Source organism: Klebsiella sp. PK18, assembly GCF_057784655.1.
In genome coordinates, this window is record NZ_CM173493.1 from 2,994,926 (window position 1) to 3,007,614 (window position 12,689).

Annotated in this window: 11 protein-coding genes; 3 read left to right on the forward strand and 8 right to left on the reverse strand. The window is 58.3% G+C overall.

Going from position 1 to position 12,689, the window contains the following annotated elements:
- Positions 1 to 26: 26 nt before the first annotated feature.
- Both AC3EMD_RS14725 and hrpA read right to left on the reverse strand, forming a co-directional pair.
- Entirely contained in the window at positions 27 to 827 is an 801-nt protein-coding gene (locus tag AC3EMD_RS14725) for a hypothetical protein (protein WP_302073558.1), read from the reverse strand.
- A 242-nt stretch (positions 828 to 1,069) separates the two neighbouring features.
- On the reverse strand, positions 1,070 to 4,972 hold the full coding sequence (gene hrpA / locus AC3EMD_RS14730) for an ATP-dependent RNA helicase HrpA (RefSeq protein WP_302073559.1): 3,903 nt from the start codon (positions 4,970 to 4,972) through the stop codon (positions 1,070 to 1,072).
- 203 nt (positions 4,973 to 5,175) lie between these two features.
- Here hrpA and azoR point away from each other — a divergent pair, with 203 nt between their 5' ends.
- The 3 genes from azoR to nadS all read left to right on the forward strand — a co-directional run bounded on the left by azoR (position 5,176) and on the right by nadS (position 6,641).
- Complete coding sequence (gene azoR / locus AC3EMD_RS14735) at positions 5,176 to 5,781, forward strand: FMN-dependent NADH-azoreductase (protein ID WP_002902889.1); 606 nt, start codon at positions 5,176 to 5,178, stop codon at positions 5,779 to 5,781.
- Positions 5,782 to 6,022: 241 nt separating this feature from the next.
- On the forward strand, positions 6,023 to 6,355 hold the full coding sequence (locus tag AC3EMD_RS14740; protein ID WP_023297514.1) for a type II toxin-antitoxin system RelE/ParE family toxin: 333 nt from the start codon (positions 6,023 to 6,025) through the stop codon (positions 6,353 to 6,355).
- Between the two features lies 1 nt (position 6,356).
- The gene (nadS, locus tag AC3EMD_RS14745; protein ID WP_023297513.1) at positions 6,357 to 6,641 is read left to right on the forward strand and encodes a NadS family protein; all 285 of its coding nucleotides are present in this window, start codon (positions 6,357 to 6,359) and stop codon (positions 6,639 to 6,641) included.
- Positions 6,642 to 6,673: 32 nt separating this feature from the next.
- On the opposite strand, the gene paaY is transcribed toward nadS, so the two are convergent.
- The 6 genes from paaY to paaH form a co-directional block, all read right to left on the reverse strand.
- The gene (gene paaY / locus AC3EMD_RS14750) at positions 6,674 to 7,270 is read right to left on the reverse strand and encodes a phenylacetic acid degradation protein PaaY (RefSeq protein ID WP_008805114.1); all 597 of its coding nucleotides are present in this window, start codon (positions 7,268 to 7,270) and stop codon (positions 6,674 to 6,676) included.
- Between the two features lie 9 nt (positions 7,271 to 7,279).
- Complete coding sequence (gene paaX, locus AC3EMD_RS14755; RefSeq protein WP_181401269.1) at positions 7,280 to 8,206, reverse strand: phenylacetic acid degradation operon negative regulatory protein PaaX; 927 nt, start codon at positions 8,204 to 8,206, stop codon at positions 7,280 to 7,282.
- A gap of 99 nt (positions 8,207 to 8,305) precedes the next feature.
- Positions 8,306 to 9,622 (reverse strand): phenylacetate--CoA ligase PaaK, encoded by a 1,317-nt coding sequence (gene paaK / locus AC3EMD_RS14760; RefSeq protein WP_074386011.1) that lies wholly within the window; start codon positions 9,620 to 9,622, stop codon positions 8,306 to 8,308.
- A 26-nt stretch (positions 9,623 to 9,648) separates the two neighbouring features.
- A complete protein-coding gene (gene pcaF, locus AC3EMD_RS14765; RefSeq protein WP_080928672.1) occupies positions 9,649 to 10,854 on the reverse strand; it encodes a 3-oxoadipyl-CoA thiolase in 1,206 nt (401 codons plus the stop codon).
- A complete protein-coding gene (gene paaI / locus AC3EMD_RS14770; protein ID WP_302073560.1) occupies positions 10,854 to 11,276 on the reverse strand; it encodes a hydroxyphenylacetyl-CoA thioesterase PaaI in 423 nt (140 codons plus the stop codon). The genes pcaF and paaI overlap by 1 nt, the downstream gene beginning before the upstream one ends.
- On the reverse strand, positions 11,266 to 12,687 hold the full coding sequence (gene paaH, locus AC3EMD_RS14775) for a 3-hydroxyacyl-CoA dehydrogenase PaaH (RefSeq protein WP_080928673.1): 1,422 nt from the start codon (positions 12,685 to 12,687) through the stop codon (positions 11,266 to 11,268). The genes paaI and paaH overlap by 11 nt, the downstream gene beginning before the upstream one ends.
- Positions 12,688 to 12,689 lie beyond the last annotated feature (2 nt).

The window sequence follows — 12,689 nt, forward strand, 5'->3', positions numbered from 1 at the left end:
CACCAGCGGCATTCGTCCGCTGACGATCATTGGGGATAATACGTATACTGATAGTGCAGAGACGCGTCGCTTTTTCCGCCGTATCCTTCATGCTCGCCATATTCCCCGGTACAGTTCCCCTCGGGGTCCCAGCCTAAACAGCGCGACTGGTGTTTTGTACTATACGTGGTGGTTCTTTCCTCGGATAACCACCGCCCTTTTTCATCCCAACGCAGCGTCGTGGTCGCATCCGAGTCGGCAATGCGGCTTAAATGCCCTTCCGCGTAGCGATAATTGACAGCAAGCATGGCCATCATGCCGCCATTGACCGTTTTACGCACCAGCCGGTGGCGGTCGTCATACTGATAGGTGGTCGTGCTCATGGCTTTGGGCGGTTGCTGCGACACGAGTAGATTCTCTGAACGTACAATGCGCCCGAGATTATCGGTGTAGAACTGCTCACGCATGACCATTTTTCTGATATTTCCCGCCGCGCTCCGGGTCTGTCGGATATATTCCCGCATCCATCCTTTATCATTTCGCCAGTGAACATTATCTCTGACTATCGTGGAGTCATTCGCGGTATTAAAAGTTTTTGCTCGCTCGTAACTTTCCAGCCGGCGGCACCGGGCAAAACGCAGCGTGCCTGCGTCGTTATTTTGGCTACCGTCAATTTTTACGCTCTGCACCTCACCATTGAGCGGCGGAAGATAGGTCAAAATAAAAAAATTGGCATCGTTGATCGCCCGCTGTGTTTCATCACAGGAAAAAGCGTCAACGAAAGGCTTACACGCCGTAATAACAAGAATGGCCGACACCAGCATAAATAGTCTGTACATAGCCATCATCGTAAAAATAGACTCCGTGTCCTGTTTATCCGGCAAAGCGAGGCTAAACATACGCCAATAAAGCAGGTTCCCCAAGCCACCGGGTTGATTTTCAGAATCCGTTAATTTTACGTCCGGGAGAACCGGTATGGGCCACATCCGGGGCGGGAAGATTATCGGGTGCGGCGTACTGATGAGTATCAGCCTCAGGATATGCCCCCGCCCGGCAAGCACAGCGCCACCGGGCTGGGGGAAGGAGGGGATTACGGCGTGATCTGTTCCATCGCCTGCAGGACGCGTTTGTCCGAGATGGGATACGGGGTGCCCAATTGCTGGGCGAAGAAGCTCACCCGCAGTTCCTCGATCATCCAGCGGATCTCCCGGACATCGTCGTCCTCACGGCGGTTCGGCGGCAGCTTATTCAGCCACTGCTGCCACGCCTGCTGCACGCTCTCAATTTTCAGCATCTGCGCGCGATCGCGGTGCGGATCGATAGCCATCTTCTCGAGACGCTTTTCAATCGCCTGCAGATAACGCAGCGTATCGCCAAGACGGCGGAAACCGTTGCCGGTGACAAAACCGCGATACACCAGACCCGCCATCTGCGCTTTGATATCCGACAGCCCCAGCGCCATGGTCATATCCACGCGGCCTTTCAGCCGTTTGTTGATATTGAACACCGCGGTGAGGATCTGCTCGACCTGTTTAGCGATCTCCACCACCGTGTCGTTGAGCTCGGCTCGCACTTTATCGTGCAATTGACTGAAGCCCTCTTCCGTCCACACCGGACCACCCGCCTCGTCGATAAGCTTATCAACGCCGCAGGAGATGCAATCGTCAATCAGATCCAGCACTTTACCGTACGGGTTAAAATAGAGCCCAAGCTTGGCTTTGTTCGGCAGTTTTTCGTGCAGATACTTAATTGGCGACGGGATGTTGAGCAGCAGCAGGCGGCGCAGACCACGCCACATGGCCTGCTGCTGTTCCTGTGGATTATCAAACAGCTTGATAGCCACGCTGTCGCGCTCGTCCACCAGCGCCGGCCAGGCTTTCACCTTATAGTTGCCGCGTTTCTGTTCGTAACTTTCCGCCAGCGTACCAAAGCTCCAGATATGCAGCCCGCTCTGCTCGATGCCGTCATCGGCCACCGCCGACAGCGTCTCCTGAACTTTGCCCTTCAGCGCGTCTTTCAATGCCTGCAGCGAGCGCCCTTCCTGCAGCTTCTTGTTTTTGTCATCCACCACCCGGAAGGTGATTTTCAGGTGATCGGGCACCTGATCCCACTGCCAGGCTTCGCGGTCGATGGTCACGCCGGTCATCTTACGCAACTCACGCTCCAGCGAATCAAGCAGCGGCAGCTCAAGCGGCGTCGCCCGGCCGAGAAACGCTTCCGCATAGTTAGGGGCCGGGACGAAATTGCGCCGCACCGGCTTCGGCAGCGATTTTATCAGCGCGATAATCAGCTCGCGACGCAGGCCGGGGATCTGCCACTCAAATCCGGCCTCCTCCACCTGGTTCAGCAGCGGCAGCGGAATATGCACCGTCACGCCATCGGCATCGGCGCCCGGTTCAAACTGGTAGCTCAGCCGCAGTTTGAGATTCCCCTGATGCCAGAAGTTCGGGTAGTCCAGCTTGCTGACCTGCTCCGCCCCTTCTTTAATCAGCATGCTCTTTTCAAAATTGAGCAAGTCTGGCGTTTCGCGGCTGGCCTGCTTCCACCAGGCATCAAAATGACGGGCGGAGATGACGTCGTGGCTAATGCGCTGGTCGTAGAACTCGAACAGGGTTTCGTCATCCACCAGGATGTCGCGGCGGCGCGATTTATGCTCCAGCTCTTCGATTTCCGCCCGCAGCTTCAGGTTTTCCCGGAAGAAGGCATGCCGCGTCTGCCAGTCGCCCTCCACCAGCGCGTGGCGGATAAACAGTTCGCGGCACAGCGCCGGGTCGATCTGGCTGTAGTTGACCTTGCGTGCGCCAACGATCGGCAGGCCGTAGACGGTGACCTTCTCCGTCGCCATCACCGCGCCCTGCGCCCGCTCCCAGTGCGGTTCGCTGTATGAGCGCTTGATCAGGTGCTGCGCGACCGGCTCAACCCACTCCGGCTCAATGCGGGCGGCGATGCGCCCCCACAGCCGGCTGGTTTCCACCAGTTCCGCCACCATCGTCCACTTCGGCGGCTTTTTAAACAGACCGGACCCCGGGAAGATGGAAAAGCGGGCGTTGCGCGCGCCGGTAAACTCCTGTTTATCGGCATCCTTCATGCCGATGTGCGACAGCAGACCGGTCAGCAGCGCAGTATGGATCTCGCGATATTCCGCCGGCTCGCTGTTGATCGGCAGGCCGAGCTCTTTCACCACCTGGCGCAACTGGGTGTAGATGTCCTGCCACTCGCGCACGCGCAGATAGTTAAGAAAATCGACCCGGCACTGGCGGCGGAACTGATTCGACGACAGTGCCTTCTGCTGCTCGCCAAGGTAGTTCCACAGATTGACGAAGGCGAGGAAATCGGACTCTTTATCGTGGAAGCGGCGGTGCTTCTCATCGGAGGCCTGCTGTTTGTCCATCGGCCGCTCGCGCGGGTCCTGAATCGACAGCGCGGAGGTGATGATCATCGCTTCCCGCACGCAGCCGTGCTTCTGCGCCTCCAGCACCATGCGCGCCAGACGGGGATCCACCGGCAGCTGGCTGAGCTGGCGGCCCATTGGCGTCAGCTTATAGGCGGTGGCCTGCTCATCGGTGGTGATGGCGCCCAGCTCTTCCAGCAGGCGCACGCCGTCCTGGATATTGCGCTTATCCGGCGCTTCGACAAACGGGAAGGCGGCGATATCGCCTAAGCCCAGGGCGGTCATCTGCAGGATGACCGACGCCAGGTTGGTACGCAGAATTTCCGGGTCGGTAAACTCCGGGCGCGACAGGAAATCGTCTTCCGAATAAAGACGAATACAGATCCCTTCCGAAACGCGGCCGCAGCGGCCCTTACGCTGGTTGGCGGAGGCCTGGGAAACCGGCTCGATCGGCAGGCGCTGCACCTTGGTGCGGTAGCTGTAACGGCTGATACGCGCAGTACCGGGATCGATAACGTATTTAATGCCCGGCACGGTCAGCGAAGTTTCCGCCACGTTGGTCGCCAGCACGATGCGTCGTCCGCTGTGCGGCTGGAAGACACGGTTTTGCTCGCTGTTGGACAGGCGGGCGTACAGCGGCAGCACTTCGGTATGGCGCAGATCCAGCTTATTCAGCGCATCAGCGGTATCGCGAATTTCCCGCTCACCGCTCATAAAGATCAGAATATCGCCGGGCCCTTCGCGCCCCAGTTCGTCAACCGCATCAAAAATCGCCTGTAATTGATCGCGCTCGGTATCGTCCGCCTCTTCCACTATTGGCCGGTAGCGGACTTCCACCGGGTAAGTCCGCCCGGAGACTTCGATAATGGGCGCATTATTGAAATGCTTTGAGAAACGTTCCGGGTCGATGGTCGCCGAGGTAATGATGATTTTCAGGTCCGGGCGGCGCGGCAGGAGCTCTTTCAGATAGCCGAGCAGAAAATCAATGTTCAGACTGCGCTCGTGCGCTTCATCGATAATGATGGTGTCGTACTGCATCAGCAGGCGATCCTGCTGGATCTCCGCCAGCAGAATACCGTCGGTCATCAGCTTGACCATGGTGTTGTCGCTGACGTGATCGCTAAAGCGAACTTTATAGCCGATGCAACTGCCCGGCTCCGTTTGCAGCTCCTCGGCGATACGGTTGGCGACGGTTCGCGCGGCCAGACGACGCGGCTGGGTATGGCCGATCAGTCCTTTCAGCCCGCGGCCCAGCTCCATGCAGATTTTTGGCAACTGGGTGGTTTTACCCGAACCGGTCTCTCCGGCGACGATCACCACCTGGTGATCGCGCACCGCCTCGAGAATCTCTTGTTTTTTCTGGCTAACCGGCAGGTTTTCAGGATAGGTGATGGTCGGACGCGCCGCTTCGCGCAGCAGGACTTTACCGGCTGCCTGGCTTATCTCCTGCGCCATCTCCTGGAGGATGGCCTGTTGCGATTCAGGATTTTTAACCTTCTTCACACCGTGCAGACGGCGGGCGAAGCGCGTTTTGTCGCGCAGCATCAGGCCGTCGAGCTGTTGATAAAGCTGGGGGAAGGTGATTTTTTGTTGTTCTGTCATAGCGTTATCGGGCAGAGCTCTGCCGGGAAAATCTCTTTTGAAGTATTGCCTTAGAGTACCACATCTGTGTCATCCGTGCCTTGTTCAAAAAATCTGAATATAGGATTCGATATATTGCGCTATCTCTGTGGCGCGATTGTGAATACAGTGTCAACAAGCACCAGGGCATTGACCCGTCAATCACATTAAAAAAGGAAACACCCATGAGCAAAGTATTAGTTCTGAAATCCAGTATTCTGGCAGGGTACTCACAATCTGGTCAGCTTTCCGACTATTTTGTTGAACAATGGCAGGAAAAACACCCGGGCGACGAGATCACCGTGCGTGACCTGGCCGCTAATCCGATCCCGGTTCTGGATGGTGAACTGGTTGGTGCCCTGCGTCCGAGCGACGCGCCGCTGACTCCGCGTCAGCAGGAAGCGCTGGCCCTTTCCGACGAGCTGATCGCCGAACTGAAAGGCAATGATGTGATTGTTATCGCTGCGCCGATGTACAACTTCAACATCCCGACGCAGCTGAAAAACTATTTTGACCTGGTGGCTCGCGCCGGCGTTACCTTCCGCTACACCGAGAAAGGGCCGGAAGGTCTGGTGACCGGTAAACGTGCGGTCGTCGTGACCAGCCGCGGCGGTATCCATAAAGATACCCCGACCGACCTGGTCACCCCGTACCTGTCCACCTTCCTCGGCTTCATCGGCATCACCGACGTGAACTTCGTGTTCGCCGAAGGTATCGCTTACGGCCCGGAAGTGGCGGCCAAAGCGCAGTCCGATGCCAAAGCGGCCATCGACAGCGTGGTTGCAGCCTAAGATTTCCACTCCCGCCGCTCGGCGGGAGTGTTTTTTCCCCTCGCCCATCCCCCTTTTACGAGCCGCCTCGTAAATTCACACATCATTCCAACGCTTAAGCCACCAGCCTGTACCATGGCTGTCGCCGCGCGAATCTGGCTCACTCCCGGTCGCTGACGGCAACCGTTGTCATGGTCAAAAACAGGAGTGCGTACTATGTACACTCGATGGTGTACATGGTACCTTAGCAAGGAGCGTTTTCGTGTGTCATGCCATTGAATTTATCGAAACGTCGCTATTTACCCGCCAGATAAAACAGCTGGCCAGCGATGAAGATCTGAGGGCACTGCAGAGGCAACTCATAGGCAATCCGGATTTCGGCGATCTTATCCAGGATACCGGCGGGTTACGGAAAATAAGAATGGCGACAGGCTCACAGGGAAAAAGCGGCGGCGTGCGGGTGATTTATTTTCTGGCAACCCGCGAGATTATCTATCTCGTCTTAGCCTACCCGAAGCACACCAAAGTGAGCCTGAGCGCAGCGGAAAAAAACGAACTCAGGAAACTGACCCGGCGACTAAAAAATGAGGTTTGAAATGGGTTACTTCGACGAGCTTAAGGCGTCCCTGGAAGAGGCTGTTGAGATCAAAGACGGCAACAAGGCCCCAGCCCGAGCGACGCGCTATGAAGTTGCTGATGTGAAAGCCATCCGCACGCAGCTTAATGTTTCGCAGGCGGAAATGGCAAAAGCGCTGGGTACCAGCGTGGATACTATCAAAAGTTGGGAGTCCAGGCGGCGCAACCCGACAGGCCTGGCAGCAAAAGTACTGGCGGTTATCCAGGCCAACCCGGCGTTCTTTCGTGAACTGGCTGAGCACTAATCCACTGAGCCCCTCCGGGTTGCCCTGAAAAGTTAGCGCTGCGTTTTTGGCCGCAGGTTTTCATCAAACTCCAGTCGCTTACGCCCTGCTTCCACTTCCCGTAATGGCTCCACCTGATGCAGCGTCTGCTTACAGCGCTCCACCAGCACCTGGTATTCACGGGTACCCTGTTTTTTCCACGCCAGCTCCTGTTCGCTCAGGGTGCGAATCGCTTTTGCCGGGCTGCCGATAATCAGATGGTTGGCGGGCATCTCGGCGTTGGCTTTGACAAAGGCCGAAGCGCCGACAATGCTGTTTTCGCCAATGACCGCCCCGTCGATAATCACCGCGCTCATGCCCACCAGCGCGTTGCGGCCAATCACGCAGCCGTGCAGAATAGCGCCGTGACCGATGTGGCCATCCTCTTCCACCACCGTATCCTGGCCGGGGAATCCATGCATGACGCAGTTGTCCTGAATATTGGCGCCGTCTTTGACCACGATGCGGCCAAAATCGCCGCGCAGACTGGCGTTGGGCCCAACATAGACCCCTTTGCCGAGGATCACGTCGCCAATCAGCACGGCGGTTGGGTGGACGTAGCTCTCCTCCGGCACCACTGGCGTCAGTCCATCAATCTGATAAATCGGCATGCAACCTCCTTATGCGCCCGGCAAACCGCCAAAGCGCTGATAATAGAGCGGGCCCGGCGCCGGAAGCTCGCCCACCGAGCTTTCCCCTTTCTCGCTGACGAACGCCAGCGCGCCGGGATTCACGCGTTGATAAATATTGATACACAGCTGGCGGGCGGTTTGCCCCGCCCAGTGCGCCGGCAGCAGCTCCTCCGGCAGCAGCGGATCTTTGAGCACCACCCGGCGATAAAAATGGATCAGCAGCAGCTGGATCTGGAAACAGCGCTCAGGCGTCAGCTCGGCCGGGTCGCAGTCGCGCAGCAGCGGCAGTAACGGTCGGAATAGCGAGATGAAAGATTCATACATCTCGTTTTGTTCAGTGAGATGCCAGCACTCCTCCACGCGGCTGCGCAGCGCCGCACGGGAGAGCGCCAGCGGCGAATGGGCTTCAAAACAGATGACGTTTTCGGCGACGCCCGCTTCGTGGAGCAGCGACTGGACATCGGCCAGTTTTTGCGACGGCGAGGCCAGCAGGCTGGGCGCCAGCGCGCCAAAGCCCTGCCACAGCAGCTGCTTTTTGACGTCGGCGAGCACATTTTTCTCCAGGCCTTCCGAAAGCAGCAGCAGCCAGGTACCGTCCCATTCCGGGGCACTGGCGCGATAAATTTTATGTTCCGCACGCCGGGTCAGACGTAGCCCTTTATCGCTCAGGCGATAGAAGCTACGCCGGCCGATACGCACGACATCGAGCCACTCTTCTTTATTGAGACGGAATAGCGCAGTGCGGACAAAGCGCTCGCCAAATCCTAATCCTTCCAGCAGCGCCGCGACGCTACCCAGCCACACTTCCCCGCCGCGTTGTAATATAGCGTCGCCATACAGCGAGGCAATCAATGACGTACCGCTGATCGGCATCGCCGTCACCGCTTGTTGAATAAAGGCGTCGAGTTTACTCATCTGATTCATTCTGTTGTTATATTTTTCCTTTATGAATCATAGCACAGGAAATTCCCGGCTTACGGCGTAAAGGCCTCAGCCGGGTTACCGGGGAGAGAATTAACCGCTGACCACCGCTTTACGCAGGTCGAATACCCGACAGGCTTTCCCTTCAGAGCGAGGAATGCTGCCGCAGTTGACGATAGTAATATCGGTGGAGATCCCGACCATCGACTTAATACGGTGACGCAACTGATGACAAATCTGGCAGCGTTGTTCATGACTTAACGCCAGCCCGCTCTCTTTCAGCTCAACGCGTACCGCCAGCGAATCAAGATGACCGCGGCGATTGACCTCTAACTGATAGTGCGGCGCCAGGTGTTCAAACTTGAGGATCTCCTCTTCCAGCTGTGATGGGAAGACGTTAACCCCGCGGATAATTAGCATATCGTCGCTGCGTCCACTGATGCGATCCATGCGGCGCATGGTCCGCGCGGTTCCCGGCAGCAAGCGAGTCAGATCGCGGGTACGATAGCGGATCACCGGCAGCGCTTCTTTGGTCAACGTGGTAAACAGCAGTTCGCCATGCTCGCCATCTTCCAGCGGCGTACCGTCGTCCGGGTTGACGATTTCCGGGAAGAAGTGGTCTTCCCAGATGGTCGGGCCGTCAACGGTTTCCAGACACTCCATCGCTACGCCCGGACCCATGACTTCCGACAAACCGTAAATATCTAGTGCGGTGATACCCAGGCGGCGCTCGATTTCCGCGCGCATCGCCAGCGTCCACGGCTCAGCGCCAAAGACGCCGACCCGCAATGAACAGCCGCGGGCATCGCCGCCCATCTGGCGCTCCAGCTCTTCAATCAGATTCAGACAATAAGACGGCGTCACCATGATCATATCCGGCTGGAAGTCGCGGATCAGCTGCGCCTGTTTTTCGGTCTGTCCGCCGGACATTGGGATCACCGTCGCGCCTAAACGCTCCGCGCCGTAGTGCGCGCCAAGGCCGCCGGTAAACAGGCCGTAGCCGTAGGCGACGTGAATTTTATCTTTTGCTGAACCACCGGCCGCGCGCAGCGAACGGGCGACGATATTGGCCCAGTTATCAATATCGTTTTGCGTATATCCCACCACCGTCGGTTTGCCGGTGGTGCCGGAAGAGGCGTGAATGCGCACCACCTGCTCCATCGGTACCGCAAAGGTATCGAAGGGATAGTTGTCGCGCAGATCTTGTTTAGTGGTACAGGGGAATTTTTTCAGATCGTTTAATTCCCGAAAGTCGTCAGGGTGCACGCCGGCGGCGTCGAATTTGCGGCGATACATCGGCACATTGTCATACGCATGCTTCAGCGTCCATTTCAGGCGCTGAGTTTGCAGGGCCTGCAGTTCGTCACGCGATGCGGTTTCAATCGGATCTAATTTTGTAGTAGTTATCATTGTAGGGTACTCGCAGGTAAATTAGCTCACACTCGCTCGAGGATCATGGCAATGCCCTGACCCACGCCAATACACATCGTACACAGCGCATAGCGCCCGCCCCGGCGTTGCAGCTCAAGGCTGGCGCTCAGCGCCAGTCGCGCGCCGCTCATGCCCAGCGGATGGCCTAACGCGATGGCGCCGCCGTTGGGATTCACATGCGCCGCATCATCCGGCACGCCGAGCTGTCTGAGCACCCCCAGCGCCTGCGCGGCGAAGGCCTCATTCAGCTCAATCAGATCCATATCGTTAATATTGAGCCCGGCTCGCTCCAGCACTTTACGCACCGCCGGTACCGGCCCCAGCCCCATCAGGCGCGGTTCAACACCCGCCGTCGCCATCGCCACGATACGCGCCCGCGGCGTGAGCCCCTGGATAGCGGCCTGCTGTTCGCTGGCGATGATCAGCGCCGCGGCGCCATCGTTGACGCCGGAAGCATTGCCCGCGGTAATGACGCCGCCCTGGCGGAACGGCGCTTTCAGTTTCGCCAGCTGCTCAAGCGTGGTTTCCGGGCGGGGATGCTCATCATCGCGTACCGCGCTGACCGCCCCTTTCTTGCCGATGATCTGCACCGGCACGATCTCCTGCGCCAGAATGCCGTCACGCTGGGCCTGCGCCGTACGCTGCTGGCTGCGCCAGGCGAAAGCGTCCTGATCGATCCGGCTGATATTTAACAATTCAGCAACATTCTCGGCCGTTTCCGGCATGCTGTCAGTTCCGAAGTGTTGCGCCATGAGCGGGTTCACAAAACGCCAGCCAATCGTGGTATCGAAGAGTTCCGCCTGACGCTGATAAGGCGCGCTGGCTTTTCCCATCACGAACGGCGCGCGAGACATCGATTCCACGCCGCCGGCAATCAACAGATCGGAATCGCCGGCTTTGATCGCCCTGGCGGCAAAACCGATTGCATCCAGACCCGATCCGCACAAGCGGTTAATCGTGGTGCCCGGCACGCTATGCGGATAACCTGCCAACAACGTCGCCATATGCGCTACGTTGCGGTTATCTTCACCGGCCTGGTTAGCACAACCGAAAATCACATCATCAATCGCTGCCGGGTCGAGCCCGGGGTTACGGCTCAGCAACTCACGTAGCGGGATCGCCGCCAGATCGTCGGCGCGGACGCCGGCCAGCGCTCCGCCGTAGCGGCCAATCGGCGTGCGGATCCCGTCACAAATAAAGGCGTCGCGCATTACACTTCTCCCGTGATTGTGCCGCCGATGCGGTGCGATTTGCCGCGGAACAGGGCCACAATCTTTTGCTGTTGATTAACAATTTCGATGTCGTAGACGCCGGTCAGCTTGCCCTGCTGTTTGACTCGGGCGGTGGCGACCAGGCGGTCGCCGACAAACGCCGGACGAAGAAAATCAATGTTTGCCGCCGAAGCCACCGCCGCCAGCCCCTGGCTGTTACAGGCGTAAGCGAAAGCGGTATCGGCGAGCGTAAATAGCTGGCCGCCGTGACAGGTCTGATGGCCGTTAAGCATGTCCGCCAAGACGGTCATGCTCATCTGCGCAAAACCGTCGTCCATTTCGATAAGTTCAATCCCCATCTTTCTGGCGCAGGTATCTTTTTCGTACATCACGCGCGCGTTGCGCCACGGATCATTGCTCATGGTGCTTCTCCATCAGCGCCTTCTGGCGCAACAGGGAACAGGGACGATAGCGCTCCTCGCCATAATGGTGTTGCAGGTTCTCCAGCAGTTGCAGCACCCGTCGCCAGCCAAGGCGTTCTCCCCATGCCAGCGGGCCGTGCGGATAATTGACGCCAAGGCGCATCGCGGTATCGATATCCTGCGGGCTGGCGACGCCTTTTTGCAGCGCATCCAGCGCTTCGTTAATCAGCATCGCCACCGTGCGCCACACCAGCAGGCCGGGATAATCGGCAATATGCAGGACTTTCTTGCCCTGCTGTTGGAAGTAATGCACGGCCTTATCAGTGGCCGCAGGCGCGTTGGTCGCCGCTGCGGCCAGCACCACCGTATCGCTGGCGCACAGGTCATACACCACCACCGGGCGGTGATGCTTAACGCTTAACGCCAGCGCGGTCTCGCCTTCGGTCTCCAGCAACAAGAGCTCATCGAGTTCTGTGACACTGTCACTTATAGCTGTAATGGATTGAGCGCCAGTAGATACCGGCGGCAGCGCCGCGTCCGGCTGCGTCTCCGCGGGCCAGCGATAGACGCCGTGGCCGCTCTTTTTACCCAGCCGCCCGGCCAGCGCCAGCTCTTGCTGGAGTAGCGATGGTAGGTAGCGGCGGTCCTGCCAGAAGGCGTTAAACACCGAACAGGTCACAGCGAAGTTGACGTCCTGGCCAATCAGGTCAGTCAACGCCAACGGTCCCATCGGAAAACCGCCGCCGTCACGCAAAGCGGCATCGATAACCTCAGGAGCGGCAACCTGTTCTTCCAGCGCGCGCCAGGCCTCAGCGTAGAACGGACGCGCTACGCGGTTAACGATAAATCCCGGCGTTGAGCGGCAGCGTACCGGCTGTTTCCCCCAGCCGCTTACGCACTGGCACAGCTGCTCTACCACCTCAGCAGACGTCTCCAGGCCGCTGACCACCTCGACCAGCTTCATCACCGGCGCCGGATTAAAAAAGTGCAGCCCGGCCACCCGCTCCGGGTTTTTGACCCCGGCGGCGATGGCGGTAATCGAAATAGACGAAGTGTTACTGGTCAACAACGTTGACGGCGCGCAGATCTCCGCCAGCTGTGCGAACAGCGCCGTTTTGACCTCCAACCGTTCAGAGGCCGCTTCAATTACTAAATCCGCGTCGGCAAGCGCGGCTAAATCGTGGGCCGGATGCAGGCGCGCCAGCAGCGCGTCGGCCTGCTCTGACGCCAGTTTGCCGCGCTCGACCCGCGATGCCAGACGCATAGCAATGCCGTCGATCGCCTGGGCAATCGCGGTTTGATTAATATCGAAAATACGCACCGGATGTCCGGCGGCAGCGGCTACTTCGGCAATACCGGCTCCCATGGTGCCGCTGCCAATCACCGCCACGGTGGCTAAGGATGTTGTCATGG

Bases quoted from the DNA above. Each gene is read 5' to 3' on its own strand.
- AC3EMD_RS14725 (WP_302073558.1), bottom strand. From the start codon at position 827: ATGATGGCTATGTACAGACTATTTATGCTGGTGTCGGCCATTCTTGTT.
- paaH (WP_080928673.1), bottom strand. From the start codon at position 12,687: ATGACAACATCCTTAGCCACCGTGGCGGTGATTGGCAGCGGCACCATG.
- pcaF (WP_080928672.1), bottom strand. From the start codon at position 10,854: ATGCGCGACGCCTTTATTTGTGACGGGATCCGCACGCCGATTGGCCGC.
- paaY (WP_008805114.1), bottom strand. From the start codon at position 7,270: ATGCCGATTTATCAGATTGATGGACTGACGCCAGTGGTGCCGGAGGAG.
- nadS (WP_023297513.1), top strand. From the start codon at position 6,357: ATGGGTTACTTCGACGAGCTTAAGGCGTCCCTGGAAGAGGCTGTTGAG.
- paaI (WP_302073560.1), bottom strand. From the start codon at position 11,276: ATGAGCAATGATCCGTGGCGCAACGCGCGCGTGATGTACGAAAAAGAT.
- paaK (WP_074386011.1), bottom strand. From the start codon at position 9,622: ATGATAACTACTACAAAATTAGATCCGATTGAAACCGCATCGCGTGAC.
- azoR (WP_002902889.1), top strand. From the start codon at position 5,176: ATGAGCAAAGTATTAGTTCTGAAATCCAGTATTCTGGCAGGGTACTCA.
- paaX (WP_181401269.1), bottom strand. From the start codon at position 8,206: ATGAGTAAACTCGACGCCTTTATTCAACAAGCGGTGACGGCGATGCCG.
- hrpA (WP_302073559.1), bottom strand. From the start codon at position 4,972: ATGACAGAACAACAAAAAATCACCTTCCCCCAGCTTTATCAACAGCTC.